The sequence below is a fragment of the Rhodoferax sp. genome, assembly GCF_034520025.1.
Lineage (GTDB): Bacteria > Pseudomonadota > Gammaproteobacteria > Burkholderiales > Burkholderiaceae_C > Allorhodoferax.
Genome location: NZ_JAXHNZ010000002.1, coordinates 929,852 through 951,484, shown reverse-complemented (window position 1 = coordinate 951,484; position 21,633 = coordinate 929,852). Strand labels below are relative to the sequence as shown.

Sequence of the window (21,633 nt, the reverse complement as noted above, 5' to 3'; positions counted from 1 at the left end):
GTTACCCCCTACATTTTGGAGAGCTTATGAACGTCAAATACGGAATGTCCGGCGCAATGGAAACCCAGGCTTTGGGTATGGTGCCCATGGTCATCGAGCAATCGGGACGTGGCGAGCGTTCATACGACATTTATTCCCGTCTGCTGAAAGAGCGCGTTATTTTTCTGGTCGGACCGGTCAATGACCAGACTGCCAACTTGGTAGTGGCGCAGTTGCTGTTCCTGGAAAGCGAGAATCCTGACAAGGACATTTCTTTCTACATCAACTCCCCCGGCGGCTCTGTGAGCGCCGGTATGGCGATCTATGACACCATGAATTTCATCAAGCCTGACGTGTCCACCTTGTGTACCGGCATGGCGGCGAGCATGGGTGCCTTCCTGTTGGCAGCTGGTGCCAAAGGCAAGCGCTTCTCTTTGCCCAATTCCAAGGTCATGATCCATCAACCTTTGGGTGGAACCCAGGGTCAAGCTACGGAAATCGAGATTCACGCCCGCGAGATTTTGAAGACCCGCGAGCAGTTGAACAAGATTTTGGCCGAGCGTACCGGTCAGCCCTTGGAGAAGATTGAGCGCGATACAGAGCGTGACTACTACCTGTCGGCAGACGAGGCCAAGGAATACGGCCTGGTCGATCAAGTGATCGCCAAGCGCCCCTGATACGGCCGGCGCAGTTCCCTCCAAGACGGTGCCTCTCCTGCGGAGATGCACCGTTTTCATTTGGTTATCATTGCTTAACTTAGCGAAAAAAGGCACACATCCATGGCCGAGAAAAAAGGCTCAACCAGCGAAAAAACCCTGTACTGCTCTTTTTGCGGGAAGAGTCAGCATGAGGTGAAGAAACTCATTGCTGGACCGTCTGTATTTGTGTGCGACGAATGCATTGACCTTTGCAATGAAATCATCCGTGATGAGTTGCCAGCGACTACTGAGAATAAAGAGTCGAAGTCTGATCTGCCCACTCCGGCCGATATCAAAGCTAACCTAGATAACTATGTTATCGGTCAAGAGCCGGCAAAGCGTACCTTGGCAGTGGCGGTTTACAACCACTACAAACGTCTGAAGCACAAAGAAAAGGCAAAAAAGGACGATGTCGAACTCGCAAAAAGCAACATCTTGCTGATTGGGCCTACCGGTTCCGGCAAGACGCTGCTGGCGCAAACGCTCGCTCGTATGTTGGATGTGCCCTTCGTTATGGCCGACGCTACCACGCTCACCGAAGCCGGCTATGTCGGTGAGGACGTTGAAAATATCGTGTTGAAGTTGCTGCAAAGCTGCAATTACGACGTCGAACGGGCACAGCGTGGCATCGTGTACATCGATGAGATCGACAAGATTTCCCGCAAGTCGGACAACCCTTCGATTACGCGAGATGTGTCGGGTGAAGGCGTCCAGCAAGCGCTGCTGAAGCTGATTGAAGGCACCATGGCAAGCGTTCCTCCCCAGGGCGGACGCAAGCATCCGAACCAGGATTTTGTGCAAATTGACACTACCAACATCCTGTTTATTTGCGGCGGCGCGTTTGCTGGGCTTGAAAAAGTGATCGGTAACCGGACTGAGTCTTCGGGTATCGGTTTCGGAGCGGCAGTGAAGAGCAAGCAGCAGCGTTCCCTGACTGAGGTGTTCAAGGAAGTTGAACCTGAAGATTTGATCAAGTTTGGTTTGATTCCTGAGCTAGTGGGGCGGATGCCCGTCGTGGCGACGCTCGCGGAACTGACGGAAGATGCCTTGGTGCAGATTTTGACTGAGCCCAAAAATGCGCTGGTTAAGCAATATGCCAAGCTCCTGGCCATGGAAGGTGCTGAGTTGGAGATCCGCCCGGCTGCTTTGAAGGCGATTGCCAGGCGTGCACTGGTGCGCAAAACCGGTGCCCGAGGTCTGCGCTCCATCTTGGAGCAATCGTTGATCGACACCATGTACGAACTGCCCAATGCTGGCAACGTAGAGCGCGTCGTGGTCGATGAATCGACCATTGAAGAAAATAAACCTCCGTTGATGGTCTACCGCGAAACTGCCAAGAAGGCGTAAACCGGAATCTGCCCCCATTCATCGGATAAGTGAGGTGTTTGGGGGCATTCAAGACCGCTTGGTGTGAGCAATGCGTTTTCATAATGGGCTCGTACTTGTAATCCGGGCAATCCGGTCCATATTCAACAGGTAACGTAAAGGTTTTCCTATGTCTGGCCATATTCCCTTGCCTGCTTCCCCTCTAGAGCTTCCTCTCCTGCCTCTGCGGGACGTGGTGGTTTTCCCGCACATGGTGATCCCTCTATTTGTAGGACGCCCGAAAAGTATCAAAGCGCTTGAGGCCGCTATGGAGGCAGAGCGTCGCATCATGCTGGTGGCCCAGAAAGCGGCCGCCAAAGACGATCCGTTAGTGTCGGATATGTTCGATGTGGGCTGTGTGTCCACTATTTTGCAGATGCTGAAGCTGCCCGACGGCACCGTCAAAGTGCTGGTGGAAGGCCATCAACGTGCTACGGTAAACAGCATTGCCGAAGGTGAGTCCCACTTCACCGCCAACATCACCCCCATAGAGATGCCTGCGGCAGTGACAGACGCCAGCCGCAAAGCCGGCAGTGAGGTAGAGGCACTGCGCCGCGCGGTGATGCAGCAGTTTGACCAATACGTGAAGCTCAACAAAAAAATTCCGCCCGAAATACTCACGTCGATTTCCAGCATCGATGACCCGGGGCGTCTGGCTGACACGATTGCGGCTCATCTCCCGTTAAAGCTGGATAGCAAACAAGCCATTTTAGGTTTGCCGGAGGTCAAGGATCGTTTGGAGAGTTTGTTCGAGCAAATCGAGCATGAGGTCGACATATTGAATGTGGACAAGAAGATCCGCGGCCGGGTCAAGCGGCAAATGGAGAAAAACCAGCGGGATTTCTACCTGAACGAGCAGGTCAAAGCCATCCAAAAGGAACTTGGAGAAGGCGAAGACGGTGCGGACATCGAAGAGATCGAGAAGAAGATCAAATCGGCAAAAATGCCGAAAGAAGCTTTGAAGAAAGCAGAAGCTGAGCTCAAAAAGCTCAAGCTTATGTCGCCTATGTCCGCAGAGGCCACGGTAGTCCGGAACTACATTGAGGTTTTGACAGGATTGCCTTGGTCTGCAAAGACAAAGATCAAGCACAACCTGCTCAATGCAGAGAATGTGCTGAACGAAGACCACTATGGTCTCGACAAGGTCAAAGACCGCATCCTGGAATATCTTGCAGTTCAACAACGGGTCGACAAGGTCAAGGCGCCGATTTTGTGCTTGGTAGGCCCTCCTGGGGTCGGTAAAACCTCGCTGGGGCAGAGTATTGCGAAAGCAACAGGACGTAAGTACGTTCGTATGGCCTTGGGTGGCATGCGTGACGAAGCCGAAATCCGCGGTCACCGTCGGACTTATATTGGTGCGATGCCTGGGAAAGTCCTGCAAAGCCTCTCCAAAGTCGGAACCCGCAATCCCTTGTTCTTGCTTGACGAGATCGATAAGCTGGGAACTGACTTCCGCGGTGACCCGAGTAGCGCCTTGCTCGAGGTGTTGGATCCTGAGCAAAACAGCAAATTTGGCGATCACTATGTCGAAGTGGACTACGACTTGAGTGACGTGATGTTTGTCGCGACGTCTAACTCCATGAACATTCCTCCGGCTCTGCTGGACCGAATGGAAGTTATCCGACTGTCGGGCTATACCGAAGACGAAAAGACCAATATTGCCATCACTTACCTGCTACCAAAGCAGATGAAGAACAATGGTGTGAAGGAGACCGAGCTCTCGGTGGCCGAGAGTGCGGTGCGCGACATCGTCCGGTACTACACCCGCGAGGCCGGGGTGCGTTCTTTGGAGCGCGAACTCTCCAAGATTTGCCGCAAAGTGGTCAAGGGTCTTTTGCTCAAGAAGATGGAAGCACAAGTCGTCGTAACCGCCGACAACTTGAACGATTTTCTAGGTGTTCGTCGCTACACCTACGGTCGAGCCGAAGAGCAAGATCAAGTGGGTCAAGTGGTCGGTCTTGCTTGGACGGAGGTCGGTGGCGATTTGTTGACGATCGAGGCTGCACTGACACCTGGTAAGGGCATTATTACTAGGACGGGTTCACTCGGTGACGTCATGAAGGAGTCTGTGGAAGCTGCTCGCACGGTGGTTCGCAGCAGGGCACGCAGGTTGGGTATCAAGGATGAAACGTTTGAGAAAAAAGACATTCACATCCATGTACCCGATGGAGCGACTCCCAAGGACGGGCCCAGCGCCGGAGCGGCCATGGCGACTGCCTTTGTTTCAGCGTTGACCGGTATTCCCGTCCGCGGTGATGTCGCCATGACTGGCGAGATTACACTGCGCGGCGAAGTGACAGAGATCGGCGGCTTGAAAGAAAAACTGCTTGCTGCACTGCGCGGCGGAATTAGGACCGTGCTGATTCCAGAGCAAAACGCTAAAGACTTGCAGGATATTCCCGCGAATGTCAAAGACGGGTTGGAAATCGTGCCTGTGCGATGGATTGATAAGGTTCTTGAGTTGGCCTTGGTATCTCAACCAGTGCCGCTACCGGACGAAGAGCCTGTGTCCCCTGCGGTTGCGGAAGTGTCAAATGATGCTCTGGCAACTCCGGTGAAGCATTGAAGGCAGTTCCTCTTTAAAAAGTTTTCGGTTTTGGACTTGATGTAAAAAATCACGCTATAATTTGAGGCTTGAAACGCGGGAATAGCTCAGTTGGTAGAGCGCAACCTTGCCAAGGTTGAGGTCGAGAGTTCGAGACTCTTTTCCCGCTCCAATTCCGAAAAAGGGAAGCACAAGCTTCCCTTTTTTATTCTGTTGTTAGCCAGCAGAATCGGTTAGTGGCGCGGTAGCAAAGCGGTTATGCCCCGGATTGCAAATCCGGTTAGTCCGGTTCGACTCCGGACCGCGCCTCCAGATTTATCTGGTCAAAATGCCCTGTCAACCCCGGTTGGTAGGGCATTTTTGTTTGACAATAGACACCTGTGCCTGAGTGGTGAAATAGGTAGACACATCGGACTTAAAATCCGCCGCTTCGTGGATAACGGGCGTACCGGTTCGATTCCGGTCTCAGGCACCATTTCATTCAAGTCTTATGTCACGATTCAACGCCTCGTTTGAAATTCACGTCCACGGCCAAGTCGTGTTGCGGCCGGAGGTCACTTACCTCCAACTCCAAGATGCTCTCAAGCCACTTTGGCGTTACGCGGGTTCAAAATCACTCGCCGATGCTGCCAAGAGCAGCTACGAGGACGAGCCCGGTATTCATCTCAATCCGCACGAACATATTTTGCAAATGTGCTGGACGGTGCCTGGTGATGATGATTTTCGGCAGACTCTGGATGAGGTGTGCATGAATCTGAATGACCTCGCCTCGGCCGGCGCGGCTATAGAGGTTACTTTTTATGATGCGGAGTTCGACGAGGAAGAGGGCCCGCCCGGCTCCGAGTCGAGAGATGATTTTGTGATGCTTTTTGTGGGGCCGGACCCTGCTGCCATCATGCAAGTTCAGCGCGACATCCTAGTGCAGGACATGGTCAATTTGATGGAACGTCATTTTGACGGCGCCGAATTGGGCGGTGTCGTTTCTGAAATCGACAAGTTGTTTGCCCAGAGGTTCGATGATCTCGTGAATTCTTTGGAAATCGGGAAACCGCCCCGCGGCTCGGGAGGCTCATCCTCCGGTCATGGGGGCGGCAGAAAGCCGCGGCACTTGCATTAACAGGCCACGCTAGAGGTTCTGGGTGCGCTTACTTCGCGCTGCGGTGTGACTGTTTTTGGCGCCTAAATTCCCCAACTGGATTCGCTGGAAAGCGGTAGGCTATAGGTTCCTATGCTAAAAAAAATTACAGTCGATCAGTTGGTTATTGGCATGCATCTGAAAGAGTTTTGCGGCTCTTGGATGGACCATCCTTTTTGGCGCACCGGGTTTGTTATCACCGACCCCAAGGACTTGGTTACGATCCGTGCGAGCGCCATCCGTGAGGTCTGGATTGACTGCAGCAAAGGACTGGATGTGGCGCCCGGAGAGTCGGTCGCCTCTGAGGTGGAGACTGAGGAGGCCGTAGATGCTGAACTCCAGCAGGAAGTAGCCGTGCACAGGGACATCGCACCGGTGTCTACTCAGCAGGAGTTAGCACGGGCCGCGAAGATATGCAACCAGTCGCGGGCTGCTGTCCTGTCGATGTTCGAGGAAGCCCGTATGGGCAAGACGGTGGATAGTGGCGGTGCAAAGCAGCTCGTACAAGAGATTGCTGATTCGGTGTCGCGCAATCCAGATGCACTGATCAGCTTGGCTCGCCTTAAGACAGCCGATGACTACACCTACATGCACTCGGTGGCGGTTTGCGCAATGATGGTGGCCTTGGCAAAGCAGCTCGGCCTGAGTGAAGAAGAGACCCGCTCCGCAGGCCTTGCCGGCCTGATGCACGACCTCGGCAAGGCAGCCATGCCCATGAGCGTGTTGAACAAGCCGGGCAAGCTGACCGAGGCAGAGTTTTCCATTATCAAAACGCATCCCGAAGAGGGCTATCGTTTATTGCAAAACGGTGGCGGGGCAGACCCGGTTGTGATGGATGTGTGTCTCCACCATCACGAAAAAATGGATGGATCTGGTTATCCGCATGGCCTCAAAGGCGATGAAATCAGCCTTTTTGCAAAAATGGGCGCCGTGTGTGATGTGTATGACGCCATTACTTCCAACCGTCCCTACAAAGCGGGATGGGATCCTGCTGAGTCACTTCGAAAAATGGCGGAGTGGGCGAGCGGGCACTTTGACGGCAAAGTGTTTCAGGCGTTTGTGAAAAGCCTTGGTATCTATCCGATTGGGTCGCTGGTGAGGCTCAGCTCCGGGCGCTTAGGGGTGGTAGTAGAGCAAACCGCCAAATCGTTGACAACCCCTTGCGTGAAGGTTTTTTACTCAACCAAGTCCCAAATGCGCATCCTGCCAGAGGTTGTCGATCTGTCGAGGCCCGGGACTACCGAGAAGATTGTGAGCAGAGAAGAGCCTGCCAAATGGAAGTTCGCTGATCTGGATGAGCTCTGGTCGGGAACATCAGGGAACTACTAAGAATTACGTAATTTCGGTGCCTAGCTCTGGCAAATATTGCGGGTCTTGCTATCAATAACAGAGCGCGGCGGTTGCCGCGCTCTGTTGTTATCAGCAGCCGCGAGTGATCGGCATTTCTACGGGTGCGCTCGCAACCGAGTACTTGCCCAGCTCCATCTTTGCGATGGCGTTGCGGTGGACTTCATCTGGGCCATCGGCAAACCGCAGCGTACGCGCACAGGTGTAAGAGTAAGCCAACGGAAAATCGTCGCACATGCCGCCGCCGCCATGGGCCTGCATAGCCCAATCGATGACTTCGCAGGCCATATTGGGTGCTACCACCTTGATCATGGCGATCTCTGTTTTTGCGAACTTGTTTCCGCCCATATCCATCATCCACGCGGCTTTGAGTGTCAGCAGGCGCGCCATATCGATCTTGCACCGGGCTTCCGCGATGCGTTCTTGCGTCACCGTTTGGGCAGCGACGGGTTTGCTAAATGCAATGCGTGAACTAGCCCGCTTGCACATCAACTCCAAGGCGCGCTCTGCAAGACCGATGAGGCGCATGCAGTGGTGGATGCGGCCGGGGCCGAGGCGACCCTGTGCGATTTCAAACCCGCGACCTTCTCCCAAGAGGATGCTGCTTGTGGGCACTCGCACATTCTCAAAGACCATTTCCATATGGCCGTGTGGTGCATCGTCATAGCCAAAGACGTTCAATGGCCTGATGATTTTGATGCCAGGGGTGTCCGCCGGTACCAAAATCATGCTTTGTTGTGAATGGCGCGGCGCTGTCGGGTCAGTCTTACCCATGGTGATGTAGACCGCGCAACGTGGATCACCAGCGCCGGATATCCACCATTTGCGACCGTTGATGACGTAATCATCGCCGTCCCGCATGATGCTTGTTTCAATGTTGGTGGCATCACTCGAGGCAACAGCGGGTTCAGTCATCGCAAAGGCGGACCGGATGTGTCCTGCCATGAGCGGCTTTAGCCACCGTTGCTTGGCTTCTTCCGATCCGTAGCGTGCAATCGTTTCCATGTTGCCGGTGTCGGGTGCTGAGCAGTTGAATACCTCACTCGACCACATCACCCGACCCATGATCTCAGCAAGTGGTGCGTATTCCTGGTTGGTTAGTCCTGCACCGTGGAAGCCGGCCGCTTCGGCACTATCAACTGGCATGAAAAGATTCCAAAGGCCTGCCTCTTGAGCCTTGAGCTTCAGCGCCTCAATGGTTTGCAGAGGCGTCCAGCGCTTGCCTGCCGCCGTATTGGCCGCGATTTCCTCGTGGTACGCGGTCTCAGCAGGATAGATGTGGTCCTCCATGAACTGAAGCAGACGTTTTTGCAGCGCTTGGGTTTTCGGCGAGTAGTCAAAGTCCATGGGGTTCTCCGTTGGGTTGTGGCTGAGTGAGTTGGGGGCAGGTATCAGGCGCGAGCCGCAAATTTCCAGGCCATTTGTGCAAGGGGCCTCGCACCGGCTGCAGAGGCCATGGCCTGAGGGCTGGATGCGGTACCCGCTTCGACACGTTTGGCAATGCCTTGGAGGATGGCAGCGATGCGGAACATGTTGTAGGCCATGTAGAAGCTCCAGTCGTCCTGCAACTGCGCAGGCGTAGCCAAGCCCGTTCGATCACAGTACCTAGCGATGTAATCATGTTCAGAGGGGATGCCCAAAGCCTTCAGGTCGAGACCTCCTATTCCCCGGAAGTCGCCCGGTGGAATATGCCAAGCCATGCAGTGGTAGCTGAAGTCCGCCAAGGGGTGGCCGAGCGTGGACAGTTCCCAGTCGAGTACACCAATGACCTTGGGCGCGTCGCTTTCGAACATCAAGTTGTCGAGCCGATAGTCTCCATGCACCACGCTCACCATATTGTCGTTTCGCGCCATCGCCGGGATGTTGGCTGGCAACCACTCCATCAGGCGGTCCATTTCGGGAATTGCCTGGGTGACGGAAGCAATGTATTGCTTGCTCCAGCGTCCGATTTGTCGCTCGAAGTAGTTACCCGGCTTTCCATACGCGGCCAAGCCGCGCTCTTGAAATTTGACAGTGTGCAGGGCAGAAATCACCCGGTTCATTTCGTCGTAAATGTCGGCCCGCTCGCCGGTTGTCATTCCGGGTAAGGACTGGTCCCACATGACCCGACCCTGGATGAACTCCATGACATAGAAGGCTCTGCCGATGATGCTTTCGTCCTCGCACAGACAGATCATCTCGGGGACGGGGACTTCACTACCCCGTAGTCCCTGCATCACGGCGAACTCGCGCTCTATGGCATGGGCGGAGGGAAGGAGTTTGGCCACCGGACCCGGTTTGGCCCGCATGACATAGCTTCGCGAGGGCGTGATCAGCTTATAAGTCGGGTTGGACTGCCCACCTTTGAACATTTCCACCCTCAGCGGGCCTTGATAGCCACCCACATGGCCGAACAGCCACTGTTCCAGCGCAGCTTCGTCGATGGTGTGGGCTACCCCCACGCTTCGTGTTCCCACAAATTGGTCAAACTGGGTCATGGCGGATGGCTCCCTTCGGGCTATAGGTCGGAATCAATGATGCGCATCAGTGCCGCACGGTCGCGAATTACCAAACCACCTGGTTCAATGCGAATCGCTTCTTCACGCTCCATCGCTTTGAGTTCCTGGTTGACGCGCTGACGGGATGCCCCAAGCAATTGGGCCAGCTCTTCTTGCGCCAGTTGCAGGCCAATTCGAACTTCGCTGCCATCGCTCAACGAAGGAACTCCGTAGCTTCGTACGAGGTGTAGAAGCTGCTTGGCAAGGCGAGCGCGGAGTGGCAGGGTGTTGAGGTCTTCGACAAGCCCGTAGAGTTGGCGGATGCGGCGGGCATGCAAGCGGAGCATTGCCTCGTAGAGTTCGACATGCGTGGCGAGTATTTTCTTGAAATCCGCTTTGGCGACGCACAGCACGGTGCTGTCTCCATGCGCATAGGCATCATGAGTGCGGCGGTCGCCATCAAAAATAGCAACGTCACCGAACCAGATGCCCGGCTCAACGTAGGTGAGCGTTATTTGCTTTCCAGAAATGGAGGTGGAGCTGACCCTCACTGCGCCTTTGGCGCATGCGATCCACTCCTCGGGTGGCTCACCGCGCGCCGCTATCAAATCCCCATCGCGGTAGCGCTTTACATAGGCGCACCGCAAAATATCATGCTTGAGCGAAGGCGAGAGGCTCGAAAACCACCGGCCTGCATTGATGGCAGATCGTTCTTCAATCGTAAGAATGGGTTCGTCCATAAGGTGTCTTGAGTGGGCAGGGGAGCGAATGCCGAGGGTCAGATTGTCGTTTGTCATTGCGATCGCTGGAGTGGCCGTTGTCTCCTGTGTGTCTAGCGACTCAGCAGGTGGAGCGGGCCTCCGTCGTTTGTAGGACTTGTGCGAGAATCATTTGTAACAATGAAATCTGTTTTCAAAATTAAAAGCTGTGCGCTTGGCGCCATGTTGCTTGTTGCATCGCTGGGCTCCGAGGCCCTGACGTTGGGCCGTGCGAGTGGTACAGCGCTGATTTCGCAGCCCTTCAATTTGTCAATTTCGGTTTCAGCGGCCGCCGATGAAGACGTTAGCGACGTCTGCTTCGAGGCCGATGTTTTTTATGGCGAAAACAAGGTTGAACAAAGCAAGGTAGCGCTGGTCTCCGAGGAGCCTGCGGCCGGCCGCACATGGCAAGTGCGCATCGCAGCCCGTTTGCCTGTCGATGAGCCTGTTGTGACCGTCAACTTGCGTTCAGTATGTAGCGCCAAGACATCACGCCGCTATGTATTACTCGCGGACGTGGTGAGTGAAACCGCCAAGGTTGTCGCAGCACAAGTGACGCCGGTTGCCCCCTCTGCTTTAAACCGACCAGGAGCGCTCGGCTCCATCCCAGATGCGGATAGCGTCAGGTCCGTTCCGAGCAGAGAAAAAAAGGCAGATAGCCCTGCAAAGGCGCCGCGAACGCCACCGTCTGTTCAAGCCAAACAGGTCTTTGAGCCTCCTGTTGTAAAGAGCAAACCGAGATTGAAATTGGCGCTCTTGGATCTCACGGTTGAGCGTGATCCAGTGCTCGTCTCTTCGCAGGAGCTTTTGAGTACACCCACTGAAGATGCCCAAAAGAGGGCTGAGGCGGTGGCTCTTTGGCGCGCTCTAAACCTGACGCCTGAAGATATCCTGAAGGACGCTGCGCGCTTGAAAAGCATGGAGGCTGACATTCTCAGTCTGCGCAACGCGTCCGGGGCGAACCAAAAGCAGATGCAAGATTTGGTGATGCGAGTCGAGCGAGCCGAAAGCGAAAAATACATCAACCCGGTAGTGATTGGACTTTCTGGCCTATTGCTTCTTCTGTTGGCAGGCGGCGGATGGTTTTTCCGCCGGCAGGCGCAGCAAGCGAACGCTGGTAGTGCATGGTGGAGCGGCAACGGGACGACTGAGGTTATTCCAGAGACGGTGGAGGTGTCCCCGTCCTTCCTCCAATCCTTGTCGGAACAAGAGCGTGCCGAGTCCCACTTGCCAAAGGGGGAAAGCCAGACCTCTCTGGGATCTGTCAGCAGTGTCGATATTGATTTGGACATTGGAGCACACCCTTCTTCCGCCAACGAGCCGGTGAGCGCGTATGGGCACAAAGACCAAGCATCTGCTTATGCTGATCCGCGTGATTTTTCGGTGAGCATGCCCTCCAGTCTGCGAGCGGTGAACAGCCATGAAATGATCGACGTTCGCCAGCAGGCGGAGTTTTTCATGGCTCTTGGGCAGTATGAGGAGGCCATCTCCCTGCTGGAGGGGCACGTCAATGACTCCATTGATTTGAACCCTATGGTTCATATCGACCTGCTGAAAATATTCCATACCTTGAGCCGCAAGGACAAGTTCGATCACTATCGAGGGGAGTTCAATGCGGTGTTTACAGGCTATGTGCCCGAGTACCAGTCATTCAATCAGGGCGAAGGCAGTTTAGAAAACTTCCCGGAAATTTGTGACCAGCTCGTAAAGCTTTGGCCATCGAAAGAGGCACTGTCGCTCATCGAGTCTTACCTCGTACGCACGTCTGGTTCAAAGGCAGATATGCGGTTTGAGTTGGAAGCCTTCAAAGAACTCTTGCTCTTGCATGCTGTCTGCAATCGCTTGGTGCATGCGTTGGATGGCGCTCCACTATCATTCAGTGCGAACAGGTTGTCGTCTGAAAATGCGTTCGAAGTTCCCACGGGCCCGGGCCCCGTTTCGTTTGGCATTCCTTCGGCGTATCAATCGGGCAACTCTGTAGATTTCGAGCTCGACATCACAGAGGACTTTCAGAAGGCAGCTGCTTCAGAGGTCGACAACTTAATCGACTTTGATCTGCCTCCGCTGGATGGAAAAAAAAGCGGTCCGTGATTTCCCTCCCGCGGTCGTGAGGGGCGGTGTTCAGCGTCGAACTTGAAGGGCGCCCGGGTTGACGATATTGCTGGGTGTGCCTTTGATGTAATTGATGACGTTGTCAAAAGCTGCACTGAAATACATTTCGTAGCTGTCTTGCTCCACATAACCGATGTGGGGGGTGCAGATGCAGTTTTCCAGCCGAAGCAATGCGTGGCCTTGAAGGATGGGTTCCGCCTCAAACACATCGACCGCCGCCAGGCCGGGCCGTCCTCGATTCAAAGCACCAGTGAGTGCGTCAGTTTCAACCAGCTCAGCCCTAGAGGTGTTCACGAACAATGCGGTGGGCTTCATGTTCGCCAAGTCTGACGCTGTGACGATGTTCCGAGTCGCATCAGACAGCCGGAGGTGGATGGACAAAACGTCGCTGCCAGCAAAGAACGACTCTTTATCTGCGGCGGCCAAGTAGCCATTTTGAACCGCCTTGTCTCGAGACTCTTGGCTCCCCCAGACGCTTACCTGCATTCCAAACGCTTTGCCGAAGTCGGCGACCAGTTGGCCGATTCGCCCGTAGCCCCAAATTCCCAAGGTCTTGCCGCGCAATACGTTTCCGAGCCCAAAGCTCGGCGGCATCGATCCGGCCTTGAGCCCCGATTGTTGCCACGCGCCATGTTTGAGGTTACCGATGTACTGGGGCAGGCGCCGCATCGAGGCCATGATCAAGGCCCAGGTCAACTCGGCAGGGGCAACCGGCGAGCCTACACCTTCGCATACAGCGATGCCTCTCTCAGTGCAAGCTTGGACATCGATGTGCGCACCCACACGGCCCGTTTGGGCAATCAGTTTCAGCCTAGGCAGTTTCTCCACCAGGGCACGCGTAATCTGGGTGCGTTCTCGCACCAGAACAATGACATCCGCATCCTTGAGGCGCACTGAGAGCTGGCCAATTCCTTTGACGGTGTTGGTGTAAACCTTTGCTTGATAGGCATCCAGCTTGGCAGCGCAATCCAATTTGCGAACCGCATCTTGGTAATCGTCAAGAATCACAATGTTCATACCCAACATTGTGCCTTGTTGACACGCTGCCTAGTCGCTCGGCTGAGCGTGTGATTTATGGAGCTTCAGCGGCTGCTAGCCGATCTAGCTCAGCGCAAACGTCTGCCATGCGTCCCGAAATCACCATTCTTCCGACGTGCGCTCTCGGTTGACCTTGTTCGACAAGTCGCACGATTCGCAATGGTCTGGTTTGTGCAGGTTTTGGAGCCCTGGCGCACGCTACGGTTGCGGTGGATGCTATCGAATTGATAGTATTAGCCACCTTGGATGACGCCGCGAAGGGGCGTCTTGTGCTGGTAATGCAGCGTGACGTAGAAGGGGCAGAAAACCAGTGATTCGGAGCCCATTGGCTCAGGAGACTGAGTGCAAGCGTGCTGATGGTCATACGGTGCTCCTGTTCACATCAACATCGTGTTACGAATCAGGCCAACGGCAAGACCTTCGACTTCGAAAGGCTCACCGGGCTCCACCACAATGGTCTGGTAATCCGGGTTCTCTGCATGCAACTCGATCAAGTGCTTGTTGCGGCGAAAGCGCTTGACGGTGACTTCTTCGCCCAAGCGGGCCACGATGATCTGACCATTTTTTGCATCTTTGGTCGCCTGAACCGCCAGTAGGTCTCCATCCATGATGCCTGCATCCCGCATCGACATGCCGCGCACTTTCAGCAAGTAATCCGGTTGCCGCTGAAAGAGGCTGTTTTCTACGTAGTAGGTTTGGTCCACGTGTTCTTGCGCCAAGATCGGGGAGCCTGCGGCAACACGCCCGACCAAGGGCAGGGCTAGCTGTGCGAGGCCGGGCAGGGGGAGGGAGAACTGCTTGATCCGTGACTCTTGAATAGACCGAAGAGCATCGCTTTTGAGGCGAATCCCGCGGGAGGTGCCGCTCACCAACTCGATAACTTCTTTGCGGGCCAAGGCCTGCAGATGCTCTTCGGCTGCGTTGGCAGACTTGAAGCCTAGCTCACTGGCGATTTCTGCCCGCGTGGGTGGCGCACCTGTACGCGCAATGGCACTTTGAATCAGATCAAAAATCTGTTGTTGCCGGGCTGTGAGTTTAGGACTTTCAAGCATACTGACTCCTTGGTAACTGTAGAGGCTGTGTGTGCATACACACTGTTTTCTTATCCAGTAACTGTATTTTCAACCAGTTTTTTGAATTTGGCAAGGGCAGTGGAAATGGCAACAAAGCGAGTCGTTTTTTTGGGCACAGGTGGAACGATTGCAGGGCGCGCAGGCAATGCAAACGATAACGTGGGGTACCGTGCCGGTGAGGTTCCTGTGGCAGATATCTTGGCCGCAATTGCCGGTATGCCTGAGCGACTCCAAGGGGCCGCGTTAGGCAGCGAACAGATTGCGCAAGTCGATAGCAAGGATATGGACTGGAGTGTTTGGCAATCACTGGCCCATGCGTGTCAACGCAACCTTCAAGACGATGAGGTGGCGGGCATTGTCATTACCCATGGCACCGATACGATCGAGGAGACGGCTTACTTTTTGCAACTCGCGCTGGCCGATTGCCTCAATGGCAAGCCCGTAGTGCTGACCTGTGCCATGCGCCCTGCCAGCGCCTCGACACCCGATGGACCGCAGAACGTTCTGGATGCTGTGTCTGTCGCCCTCCATCCTGCGGCCGGGGGTGTGATGGTTGTGTGTGCGGGAGCTGTGCATGCGGCCCAACATGTACAAAAAGCGCACACCTACCGCGTCGATGCCTTTGACTCAGGCGATGCTGGCCCCATGGGATGGGTGGAGGAGGGCGCCGTGCGTTGGACTTTCGCGCCAGACGCTTCATCCAGCTCGCTGGCTCAGCGTTTGCCTGTGTGGGTTGATGCCACCCCCCCCCGAGTGGAGGTGGTGATGAACTACGCAGGTGCCGGCGCGCACGTGATCCAAGCGGTGCTGAATGCCCGTGACACCGATCCAGTGCCCTTGGCAGGCTTGGTAGTGGCAGGCACTGGTAACGGAACAGTGAACGAAGCCCTACAGGCCGCGCTGGTGCGCGCTGCGGGCTTGGGCGTGCAGCTTGTGTTGGCCAGTCGCTGTGCGCAGGGCGGTGTGGTGCGCAGCGAGGCACCGGGCACTGGCTTGCGTGTTTATCCCGGCCTCTCGGCAGTGAAGGCGCGCGTGCAATTGATGTGCGACTTACTGGCGTAAAAAAAGCCGCTGAAGCGGCTTTTTCGTGAGGTTTGCGGCCCTTATTTGGACAATGCTTCTAGCACCCGTGAGGTGATGTCGGACACATCGCCCATGCCGCTGATGGCACGGTAGCGTGGCGCGGTCGCAGGCTCGTTCTGCGCCCAGGTTGAGTAGTACTCCACCAGTGGGCGGGTTTGGGCGCTGTAGACCTCCAAGCGCTTTTTCACGGTTTCTTCCTTGTCGTCGTCACGTTGGATCAGGGGTTCGCCGGTGAGGTCGTCCTGGCCTTCGACTTTGGGCGGATTGAACTTCACGTGGTAGGTACGTCCGGAGGCGGGATGCGAGCGGCGACCGCTCATGCGCTCAATGATGGCCTCAAACGGCACATCGATTTCCACCACATAGTCCAAAGCAACGCCAGCGGCCTTCATGGCGTCTGCCTGGGGGATGGTCCGTGGGAATCCGTCAAACAAGAAACCGTTGACGCAATCGGGCTGGGTCAGGCGCTCTTTCACCAGGTTGATGATGAGCTCGTCGCTGACCAGTCTGCCGGATGCCATGACCGCTTGGGCTTGCAGGCCCAAGGGTGTGCCGGCCTTCACGGCAGCACGCAGCATGTCGCCGGTGGAAATTTGGGGAATTCCGTACTTTTGGCAGATGAAAGTCGCTTGCGTACCTTTACCAGCGCCTGGTGCGCCCAACAGAATCAGTCTCATGAATACCTCGGATTGAAAGAAAAGCCAGCGCGTCTCCGTGGGCGCTTGTGTCAGCGCACTTTTTATGGACGGGCAATTAGCCTCGGAGAATATCACGCCCTAACCGGTGCGGAACTTACAGCGCGCCACCGTATCGGGCGGTCAGTTGGCGAGGATGATGCGTCTTACGCGTTCGAGGTCTTCCGGGGTGTCAACACCGGGGCCTGGCGCAGTTTTGCTGACATGCACCGCGATGCGGTGACCGTGCCACATGGCGCGGAGCTGCTCCAGGGCCTCGGTGACCTCGATGGGGGCTTGTGGCAGGGAAGGAAATGTCCGCAAGAAGCCTACACGGTAGGAGTAAATACCGACGTGGCGTAGCGGCGCCGGGTCGGGCAGGGTGTGGATGCCTTGGGCAAATCCATCTCTCCACCAAACAATCGGTGCGCGGCTGAAGTACATCGCCAACCCGGCGGAATCGGTGACGACTTTGACCACATTGGGGTTCGTAAAGTCCGCCACCTCATGGATGGGATGTGCGGCGGTGCCCATTGTGGCAACCGGGTGGGTTTCCAGCAGGCTTGCAACCGCAGACACCAGCGAGGTATCAATCAAGGGCTCATCCCCTTGCACATTGACCACAATATCGTCATCCGCCAGACCCAAGAGACTGCAGGCTTCTGCCAGACGGTCACTGCCTGAGGGGTGGTCCACCCGGGTGAGCTGGCACTCGATGCCATGCGCTTGGCAGGCACTGAGGATGCTGGCGTCGTCAGCCGCAACGACCACGCGCACGTCGGCCGATAACCCGGCCTTTACCCGTTCCGCAACGCGGACCACCATCGGCAGCCCGCCGATGTCTACCAAGGGCTTGTTGGGCAGACGGGTGGAAGCCAGACGCGCTGGAATCAGCACTGTGTAGGCCATATTAGCCTTCCAGTTCTGCGTCGCTCAGCACCCGGGCTTCGTTTTCCAGCAACACCGGAATGCCGTCCCGCACTGGGTAGGCAAGGCGAGCGCTCCGGGAAATCAGCTCTTGTTTCTCGCGGTCGAATTCAAGGGGCCCTTTGGTGACGGGGCAAACCAGCAGTTCAATGAGTCGTGTGTCCATGGGGGAATGATACCGAGGCGTGGGTCATGTCTTGGAGCGCTGTGTCCAGCGCAGCCAGAAAATCAGGAGGCAAGGTTTGAATCAGCGGGACTGACCACGCGTCCGGCCAGTGCTGCCAGAGTTTGGTGGCGTCTTTTTCTGTGCAAATAAGCACTTTGCCCTCGTATTTATTGCGCGAGTCGCTATGAAAATCATAGTGATCCGGCAGCGCGTCAGTACTTGCCAGCGTGAGCCCTTGGGCGCGCAGCATGCTGAAAAAATTCTCGGGTTGTGCAATGCCTGCCACCGCATGCAACGGCAGCTGACTGTGCTGCAGCGAAGTCAGGGGCATTGTCTGCCCGGTGGCGTTGATGGCCGTGGTCGCCAAAGACCGCTGGGCCAAAAAACCAGGCAGAGTGTTGGCACCGGTATGGAGCGTCAGTGTCCTTCTCTCGGTTTGACCTGCAGTGGCTACCAACGCGCGAGGCCAGGCCTGACGTAGCGGGCCCGCTGGCAGCAGGCCGCCGTTTCCGAGGCCGCGGGCATCAAACACACAGATTTCGATATCCCGGCGCAGGCGGTAATGCTGCAATCCGTCGTCACACACCAAGTGGGTCGTGTCGGGGTACAGGTCGAGCAAGCGGCGCCCGGCCTCCACGCGATCGCGGCCCACCACCACTGGCACGCCACTTTTGCGGTGCATCAGCAAAGGCTCGTCGCCCACGAGCTTTGCGGGGCTGTTGGGGGTGACAGGCGTTGGCTCCTGAAGGCTTCCACCATAGCCCCGCGAAATAATGCCGGGCTGGTGTCCTTGCGCCAGCAGGTGGGCTACCACTCCGAGCACGGAGGGGGTTTTGCCTGCGCCACCCGCAATCACGTTACCCACCACGATCACCGGGACGGGCAGCGCACTGCTCTGGAGCAGGCCTGCGCGGTAGGCGAAGCGCTGTAGGCCCGTGAGCACGCCATAAATCAGGGAGAAAGGGACCAGGGCCCCACTCACCCAGCCACCGGAAACCCAGGCCCGGGTGATGGCCGCCTGGACTGCGGGCAGCATGCTTTATTTGCCGCCGTTTCCGGACGACTGGGTGGCAAAGGTGATCTGATTCATTCCCGAGCGGCGGGCGGCTTCCATCACAGTTACTACCGCTTGGTGCCGTGCACTCGCATCCGCACTGATGATGATGACGGTGTCTTTGCCCGCCTTTGCATTCTCGATGAGGGCCATGGAGAGGGCCTCTGTGCTGCGGCCTGCTACCACCTGTTTGTTGATGCTGTAGGCGCCATCTGCGCTGACCGCTACGATCAGTTCTTTGGGGTAATCGCGCTGCGCATCTGCATCAGCAACAGGCAGCTGGAGTTGGAGCTCGGTGAACTTGCTGTAGGTGGTCGACAACATCAAGAAAATAAGGATCACCAACAACACGTCAATGAAGGGGATCAGGTTGATCTCAGGCTCTTCCTGATGACGACGCCGGAAGTTCATGGATGCGTCCTTCTTCACTTGCGCAGTGCTTTGAGGTGGCGCACCAGATGCTCAGAGCTCAGCTCCAGTGTCAGCAGATAGGCGTCGACCCGGCCCCGGAAGTAGCGCCAAAAAATTAAAGCGGGGATGGCGACCACCAAGCCGAAGGCCGTGTTGTACAGCGCAATCGAGATGCCGTGGGCCAGTTGTGCCGGGTTGCCTCCGCCTGTGCTGCCAGGGGCTTGGGAGCCAAAAATTTCGATCATGCCGATCACGGTGCCAAACAATCCCAACATGGGCGCGGCTGAGGCGATGGTGCCCAATGCGCTTAAGTATTGTTCGAGCCGCTGGGCAACCAAGCGACCGCTGCCTTCCATCGTGGCGCGAAGATCATCTTCGGTGCAATGCGGGTTTGCGTTCACAGCACGCAGTCCGGAGGCCAAAACCTGCCCCAGTGCAGAGTTCTTTTCGAGCTGCGCAACCACATCGGGGCCGGGGACCGTGCTTTTGGTCACGCTCAAGACTTCATCCAGCAGGCGGGGTGGCGCCACTTTAGCGGTCTTGAGGCTGATAAACCGCTCAATGACAATGGCCAGAGTCACAATGGAGCATGCAATCAGGGGCCAGATGGGCCAGCCGGCGGCTTGGATGATGGAAAACAAATGCAGATCTCCGCGCAGTTAAAAAGCAGAGGGATTATGGCCCACTGCCGGTTATCCGGTGGCGCGCGGGCGTCTCTGGAATCGTTTCAAACCGTTAGCCCCGCATGGGTCGTTTGCAAGAGGCATACTCCGCCCCAAAGGATTTGATACCGAATGATTCCCCCGCAATTTTTGGCAGTGTTTGCAGCATTGCAAGCCGGACAGCCCCATGATCAACCATGACGAGGCCGCGCCCCGTGTCTGGCGGGTAGACGCGCTCTGCCGTGCGCTGGCAGACACCCTGAATGCACGCTTTAACGCCGTGCGGGTGACTGGCGAACTGTCTGGCTTTTCCAGGGCTGCGAGCGGCCATTGCTACTTTTCGCTCAAAGATCACGATACCCAGATCCGGTGCGCCATGTTTAAGCGCGCGGCCTCTCAGCTGGACTTTGCTCCCCGTGACGGCGAGTTGGTTGAGGTGTCGGGGCGCCTGGATATTTATGGTCCGCGCGGAGATCTGCAGCTGATTGTGGAGAGCATGCGCAAGCAAGGGCAGGGCAATCTGTTCGAAGAGTTTGTTCGCCTCAAAAATCGGCTTGAATCCCGCGGCCTCTTTGCGCAGGAGCGCAAAAGAGCGCTTCCCCTGATGCCCCGCGGAATCGGCCTGATTACGTCTTTGGGGGCGGCTGCGCTGCATGATGTAGCCACCGCGCTCCGTCGCCGTGTGCCCCATATTCCTGTGGTGCTGGCTCCTGCTTCGGTACAGGGTGGCAATGCGCCGGCCGAGCTCACCCGCGCTTTGCAAGCCTTGCTGGCCCGCTCCGCTGATATAGACGGCGCGGGCACCCCTCTGGATGTGATTGTGTTGGTGCGCGGCGGCGGTTCTATGGAGGACCTGTGGGCCTTCAATGACGAGGCACTGGCCATTGCGTTGAGTGAGTCGCCCATTCCGGTGGTGTCTGGCGTCGGGCATGAGACCGACTTCACGATTGCTGATTTTGTGGCGGATGTTCGCGCCCCGACGCCAACTGCCGCTGCTGAATTGGTAGCGACACCCACTACCACCTGCTTAGCTGCCATCGATTTGATGCAAGAGCGTTTGAGTGCTGCTGTCCAGCGTCAGCTGAATACCCAGGCGCAACGTTTGGACCGCGTTGCCACCAGAGCCGGTCGCCCATCCGGTGTGGTGGTCGGGCACTCCCTGCGGCTGCAGCAAGTGGCGCATAAGCTACAGGGGGCTCAACAAGCCCGCTTGCTAGAGGCCCGCCGCCAGCACGAGGCATTGGTGCTTAAATTTTCGGGTAGGGTACATACCTTGGGGCGGCAAGCGCATGAGCGCTTGGATCAATCCGCCCTGAGATTGCGGTTGCTTGACCCTACGTTGGTGCTGCAACGGGGCTACGCTTGGCTTGCGGATGCCCGAGGCGCCACTGTGACCTCGGTTCGACAAGCCGGGCCCGGGGATGCGATCACGGCCACCCTCGCAGACGGTACGGTTGATATGGCCGTGTGCGCAGCCCACGAAAATTAGTTTCTACAATAAGTTTTGTTAACAACCCACCCACTACGAGGATCTCATGGAACATACCCTGCCCGCGCTGCCCTACGCCATTGATGCATTGACCCCCGCATACTCTCAGGAAACTCTGGAGTTTCATCATGGCAAGCATCACAACGCGTACGTGGTGAACCTGAACAACCTGCAAAAAGGCACAGAGTTCGAGAGCATGACGCTCGAGGAAATCATCAAAAAGTCCAGCGGTGGTGTGTACAACAACGCAGCCCAAATCTGGAACCACACTTTTTTCTGGAACTGCATGAAGCCACAAGGCGGCGGCGAGCCAACTGGTGCGTTGGCTGATGCCATCAATGCGAAATGGGGTTCTTACGCGGCGTTCAAGGAAGCCTTCGTCAAGTCGGCAGTCGGCAACTTTGGTTCCGGATGGACATGGTTGGTCAAGAAGGCTGACGGTTCTGTCGACATCGTCAACACCGGCGCTGCAGGTACCCCTCTGACAACCGCTGACAAGGCTTTGTTGACCGTGGACGTCTGGGAGCACGCGTACTACATCGACTACCGCAACATGCGCCCCAAGTTCGTGGAAACCTTCCTCGATAAATTGGTGAACTGGGATTTCGCTGCAGCAAACTTCGCCTGAGTTTTGGTGCAA

Annotated in this window: 20 protein-coding genes and 3 tRNA genes; 12 read left to right on the top strand and 11 right to left on the bottom strand. The window is 56.3% G+C overall.

Translation table 11 applies throughout. The features are described 5' to 3' along the window. Window positions 1–26: 26 nt before the first annotated feature. From clpP to U5L73_RS12760, 8 genes are all read left to right on the top strand, one after another. A complete protein-coding gene (gene clpP, locus U5L73_RS12795; protein WP_255413700.1) occupies window positions 27–656 on the top strand; it encodes an ATP-dependent Clp endopeptidase proteolytic subunit ClpP in 630 nt (209 codons plus the stop codon). A gap of 102 nt (window positions 657–758) precedes the next feature. Next, entirely contained in the window at window positions 759–2,024 is a 1,266-nt protein-coding gene (gene clpX / locus U5L73_RS12790) for an ATP-dependent Clp protease ATP-binding subunit ClpX (protein WP_322562709.1), read from the top strand. Between the two features lie 148 nt (window positions 2,025–2,172). Next, window positions 2,173–4,608 (top strand): endopeptidase La, encoded by a 2,436-nt coding sequence (gene lon / locus U5L73_RS12785; RefSeq protein ID WP_322562708.1) that lies wholly within the window; start codon window positions 2,173–2,175, stop codon window positions 4,606–4,608. Window positions 4,609–4,683: 75 nt separating this feature from the next. Further along, window positions 4,684–4,759, top strand: a tRNA-Gly gene (locus U5L73_RS12780). Window positions 4,760–4,825: 66 nt separating this feature from the next. Next, window positions 4,826–4,899, top strand: a tRNA-Cys gene (locus tag U5L73_RS12775). A gap of 70 nt (window positions 4,900–4,969) precedes the next feature. Next, window positions 4,970–5,062, top strand: a tRNA-Leu gene (locus tag U5L73_RS12770). Window positions 5,063–5,077: 15 nt separating this feature from the next. Beyond that, window positions 5,078–5,704 carry a DUF6806 family protein gene (locus tag U5L73_RS12765; RefSeq protein WP_322562707.1) on the top strand — a complete coding sequence of 209 codons (627 nt, stop codon included), beginning with the start codon at window positions 5,078–5,080 and terminating at the stop codon, window positions 5,702–5,704. A 111-nt stretch (window positions 5,705–5,815) separates the two neighbouring features. Continuing rightward, window positions 5,816–7,051: an HD-GYP domain-containing protein gene (locus U5L73_RS12760; protein WP_322562706.1), complete on the top strand. Its 1,236-nt coding sequence runs from the start codon at window positions 5,816–5,818 to the stop codon at window positions 7,049–7,051. Between the two features lie 90 nt (window positions 7,052–7,141). Here U5L73_RS12760 and U5L73_RS12755 read toward each other — a convergent pair whose 3' ends face one another. The 3 genes from U5L73_RS12755 to U5L73_RS12745 are packed head-to-tail and all read right to left on the bottom strand — an operon-like array spanning window position 7,142 to window position 10,286. After that, window positions 7,142–8,416 carry an acyl-CoA dehydrogenase family protein gene (locus U5L73_RS12755; RefSeq protein ID WP_322562705.1) on the bottom strand — a complete coding sequence of 425 codons (1,275 nt, stop codon included), beginning with the start codon at window positions 8,414–8,416 and terminating at the stop codon, window positions 7,142–7,144. A gap of 44 nt (window positions 8,417–8,460) precedes the next feature. Beyond that, entirely contained in the window at window positions 8,461–9,546 is a 1,086-nt protein-coding gene (locus tag U5L73_RS12750) for a phosphotransferase family protein (protein ID WP_322562704.1), read from the bottom strand. 20 nt (window positions 9,547–9,566) lie between these two features. Beyond that, the gene (locus U5L73_RS12745; RefSeq protein ID WP_322563509.1) at window positions 9,567–10,286 is read right to left on the bottom strand and encodes a Crp/Fnr family transcriptional regulator; all 720 of its coding nucleotides are present in this window, start codon (window positions 10,284–10,286) and stop codon (window positions 9,567–9,569) included. Between the two features lie 159 nt (window positions 10,287–10,445). On the opposite strand from U5L73_RS12745, the gene U5L73_RS12740 reads away from it, so the two are divergent. Further along, window positions 10,446–12,395: a hypothetical protein gene (locus U5L73_RS12740; RefSeq protein ID WP_322562703.1), complete on the top strand. Its 1,950-nt coding sequence runs from the start codon at window positions 10,446–10,448 to the stop codon at window positions 12,393–12,395. 30 nt (window positions 12,396–12,425) lie between these two features. Here the strand turns inward: U5L73_RS12740 and U5L73_RS12735 are convergent, their stop codons facing one another. After that, complete coding sequence (locus U5L73_RS12735; protein WP_322562702.1) at window positions 12,426–13,433, bottom strand: D-2-hydroxyacid dehydrogenase family protein; 1,008 nt, start codon at window positions 13,431–13,433, stop codon at window positions 12,426–12,428. A 398-nt stretch (window positions 13,434–13,831) separates the two neighbouring features. After that, a complete protein-coding gene (lexA, locus tag U5L73_RS12730; protein WP_322562701.1) occupies window positions 13,832–14,506 on the bottom strand; it encodes a transcriptional repressor LexA in 675 nt (224 codons plus the stop codon). A 105-nt stretch (window positions 14,507–14,611) separates the two neighbouring features. On the opposite strand from lexA, the gene U5L73_RS12725 reads away from it, so the two are divergent. Continuing rightward, window positions 14,612–15,589 carry an asparaginase gene (locus tag U5L73_RS12725; protein WP_322562700.1) on the top strand — a complete coding sequence of 326 codons (978 nt, stop codon included), beginning with the start codon at window positions 14,612–14,614 and terminating at the stop codon, window positions 15,587–15,589. Window positions 15,590–15,630: 41 nt separating this feature from the next. On the opposite strand, the gene adk is transcribed toward U5L73_RS12725, so the two are convergent. The 6 genes from adk to U5L73_RS12695 form a co-directional block, all read right to left on the bottom strand. Continuing rightward, entirely contained in the window at window positions 15,631–16,287 is a 657-nt protein-coding gene (adk, locus tag U5L73_RS12720; protein WP_322562699.1) for an adenylate kinase, read from the bottom strand. Window positions 16,288–16,428: 141 nt separating this feature from the next. Further along, window positions 16,429–17,193: a 3-deoxy-manno-octulosonate cytidylyltransferase gene (kdsB, locus tag U5L73_RS12715; protein ID WP_322562698.1), complete on the bottom strand. Its 765-nt coding sequence runs from the start codon at window positions 17,191–17,193 to the stop codon at window positions 16,429–16,431. Window position 17,194: 1 nt separating this feature from the next. Next, window positions 17,195–17,377 (bottom strand): Trm112 family protein, encoded by a 183-nt coding sequence (locus U5L73_RS12710; protein WP_322562697.1) that lies wholly within the window; start codon window positions 17,375–17,377, stop codon window positions 17,195–17,197. Next, window positions 17,358–18,413 carry a tetraacyldisaccharide 4'-kinase gene (lpxK, locus tag U5L73_RS12705; RefSeq protein ID WP_322562696.1) on the bottom strand — a complete coding sequence of 352 codons (1,056 nt, stop codon included), beginning with the start codon at window positions 18,411–18,413 and terminating at the stop codon, window positions 17,358–17,360. Before lpxK ends, U5L73_RS12710 begins: the two co-directional genes overlap by 20 nt. A 3-nt stretch (window positions 18,414–18,416) precedes the next feature. Continuing rightward, on the bottom strand, window positions 18,417–18,842 hold the full coding sequence (locus tag U5L73_RS12700; RefSeq protein WP_322562695.1) for a biopolymer transporter ExbD: 426 nt from the start codon (window positions 18,840–18,842) through the stop codon (window positions 18,417–18,419). Window positions 18,843–18,856: 14 nt separating this feature from the next. Further along, on the bottom strand, window positions 18,857–19,483 hold the full coding sequence (locus U5L73_RS12695; RefSeq protein ID WP_322562694.1) for a MotA/TolQ/ExbB proton channel family protein: 627 nt from the start codon (window positions 19,481–19,483) through the stop codon (window positions 18,857–18,859). A gap of 208 nt (window positions 19,484–19,691) precedes the next feature. On the opposite strand from U5L73_RS12695, the gene xseA reads away from it, so the two are divergent. Then, window positions 19,692–20,993: an exodeoxyribonuclease VII large subunit gene (gene xseA / locus U5L73_RS12690; protein ID WP_322562693.1), complete on the top strand. Its 1,302-nt coding sequence runs from the start codon at window positions 19,692–19,694 to the stop codon at window positions 20,991–20,993. Window positions 20,994–21,039: 46 nt separating this feature from the next. Continuing rightward, the gene (locus tag U5L73_RS12685) at window positions 21,040–21,621 is read left to right on the top strand and encodes a superoxide dismutase (protein WP_322562692.1); all 582 of its coding nucleotides are present in this window, start codon (window positions 21,040–21,042) and stop codon (window positions 21,619–21,621) included. Window positions 21,622–21,633: the final 12 nt, after the last annotated feature.

Coding starts and splice junctions, on each gene's coding strand:
- clpP (WP_255413700.1), top strand. CDS start 27: ATGAACGTCAAATACGGAATGTCCGGCGCAATGGAAACCCAGGCTTTG.
- clpX (WP_322562709.1), top strand. CDS start 759: ATGGCCGAGAAAAAAGGCTCAACCAGCGAAAAAACCCTGTACTGCTCT.
- lon (WP_322562708.1), top strand. CDS start 2,173: ATGTCTGGCCATATTCCCTTGCCTGCTTCCCCTCTAGAGCTTCCTCTC.
- U5L73_RS12765 (WP_322562707.1), top strand. CDS start 5,078: ATGTCACGATTCAACGCCTCGTTTGAAATTCACGTCCACGGCCAAGTC.
- U5L73_RS12760 (WP_322562706.1), top strand. CDS start 5,816: ATGCTAAAAAAAATTACAGTCGATCAGTTGGTTATTGGCATGCATCTG.
- U5L73_RS12755 (WP_322562705.1), bottom strand. CDS start 8,416: ATGGACTTTGACTACTCGCCGAAAACCCAAGCGCTGCAAAAACGTCTG.
- U5L73_RS12750 (WP_322562704.1), bottom strand. CDS start 9,546: ATGACCCAGTTTGACCAATTTGTGGGAACACGAAGCGTGGGGGTAGCC.
- U5L73_RS12745 (WP_322563509.1), bottom strand. CDS start 10,286: ATGGACGAACCCATTCTTACGATTGAAGAACGATCTGCCATCAATGCA.
- U5L73_RS12740 (WP_322562703.1), top strand. CDS start 10,446: ATGAAATCTGTTTTCAAAATTAAAAGCTGTGCGCTTGGCGCCATGTTG.
- U5L73_RS12735 (WP_322562702.1), bottom strand. CDS start 13,433: ATGAACATTGTGATTCTTGACGATTACCAAGATGCGGTTCGCAAATTG.
- lexA (WP_322562701.1), bottom strand. CDS start 14,506: ATGCTTGAAAGTCCTAAACTCACAGCCCGGCAACAACAGATTTTTGAT.
- U5L73_RS12725 (WP_322562700.1), top strand. CDS start 14,612: ATGGCAACAAAGCGAGTCGTTTTTTTGGGCACAGGTGGAACGATTGCA.
- adk (WP_322562699.1), bottom strand. CDS start 16,287: ATGAGACTGATTCTGTTGGGCGCACCAGGCGCTGGTAAAGGTACGCAA.
- kdsB (WP_322562698.1), bottom strand. CDS start 17,193: ATGGCCTACACAGTGCTGATTCCAGCGCGTCTGGCTTCCACCCGTCTG.
- U5L73_RS12710 (WP_322562697.1), bottom strand. CDS start 17,377: ATGGACACACGACTCATTGAACTGCTGGTTTGCCCCGTCACCAAAGGG.
- lpxK (WP_322562696.1), bottom strand. CDS start 18,413: ATGCTGCCCGCAGTCCAGGCGGCCATCACCCGGGCCTGGGTTTCCGGT.
- U5L73_RS12700 (WP_322562695.1), bottom strand. CDS start 18,842: ATGAACTTCCGGCGTCGTCATCAGGAAGAGCCTGAGATCAACCTGATC.
- xseA (WP_322562693.1), top strand. CDS start 19,692: ATGATCAACCATGACGAGGCCGCGCCCCGTGTCTGGCGGGTAGACGCG.
- U5L73_RS12685 (WP_322562692.1), top strand. CDS start 21,040: ATGGAACATACCCTGCCCGCGCTGCCCTACGCCATTGATGCATTGACC.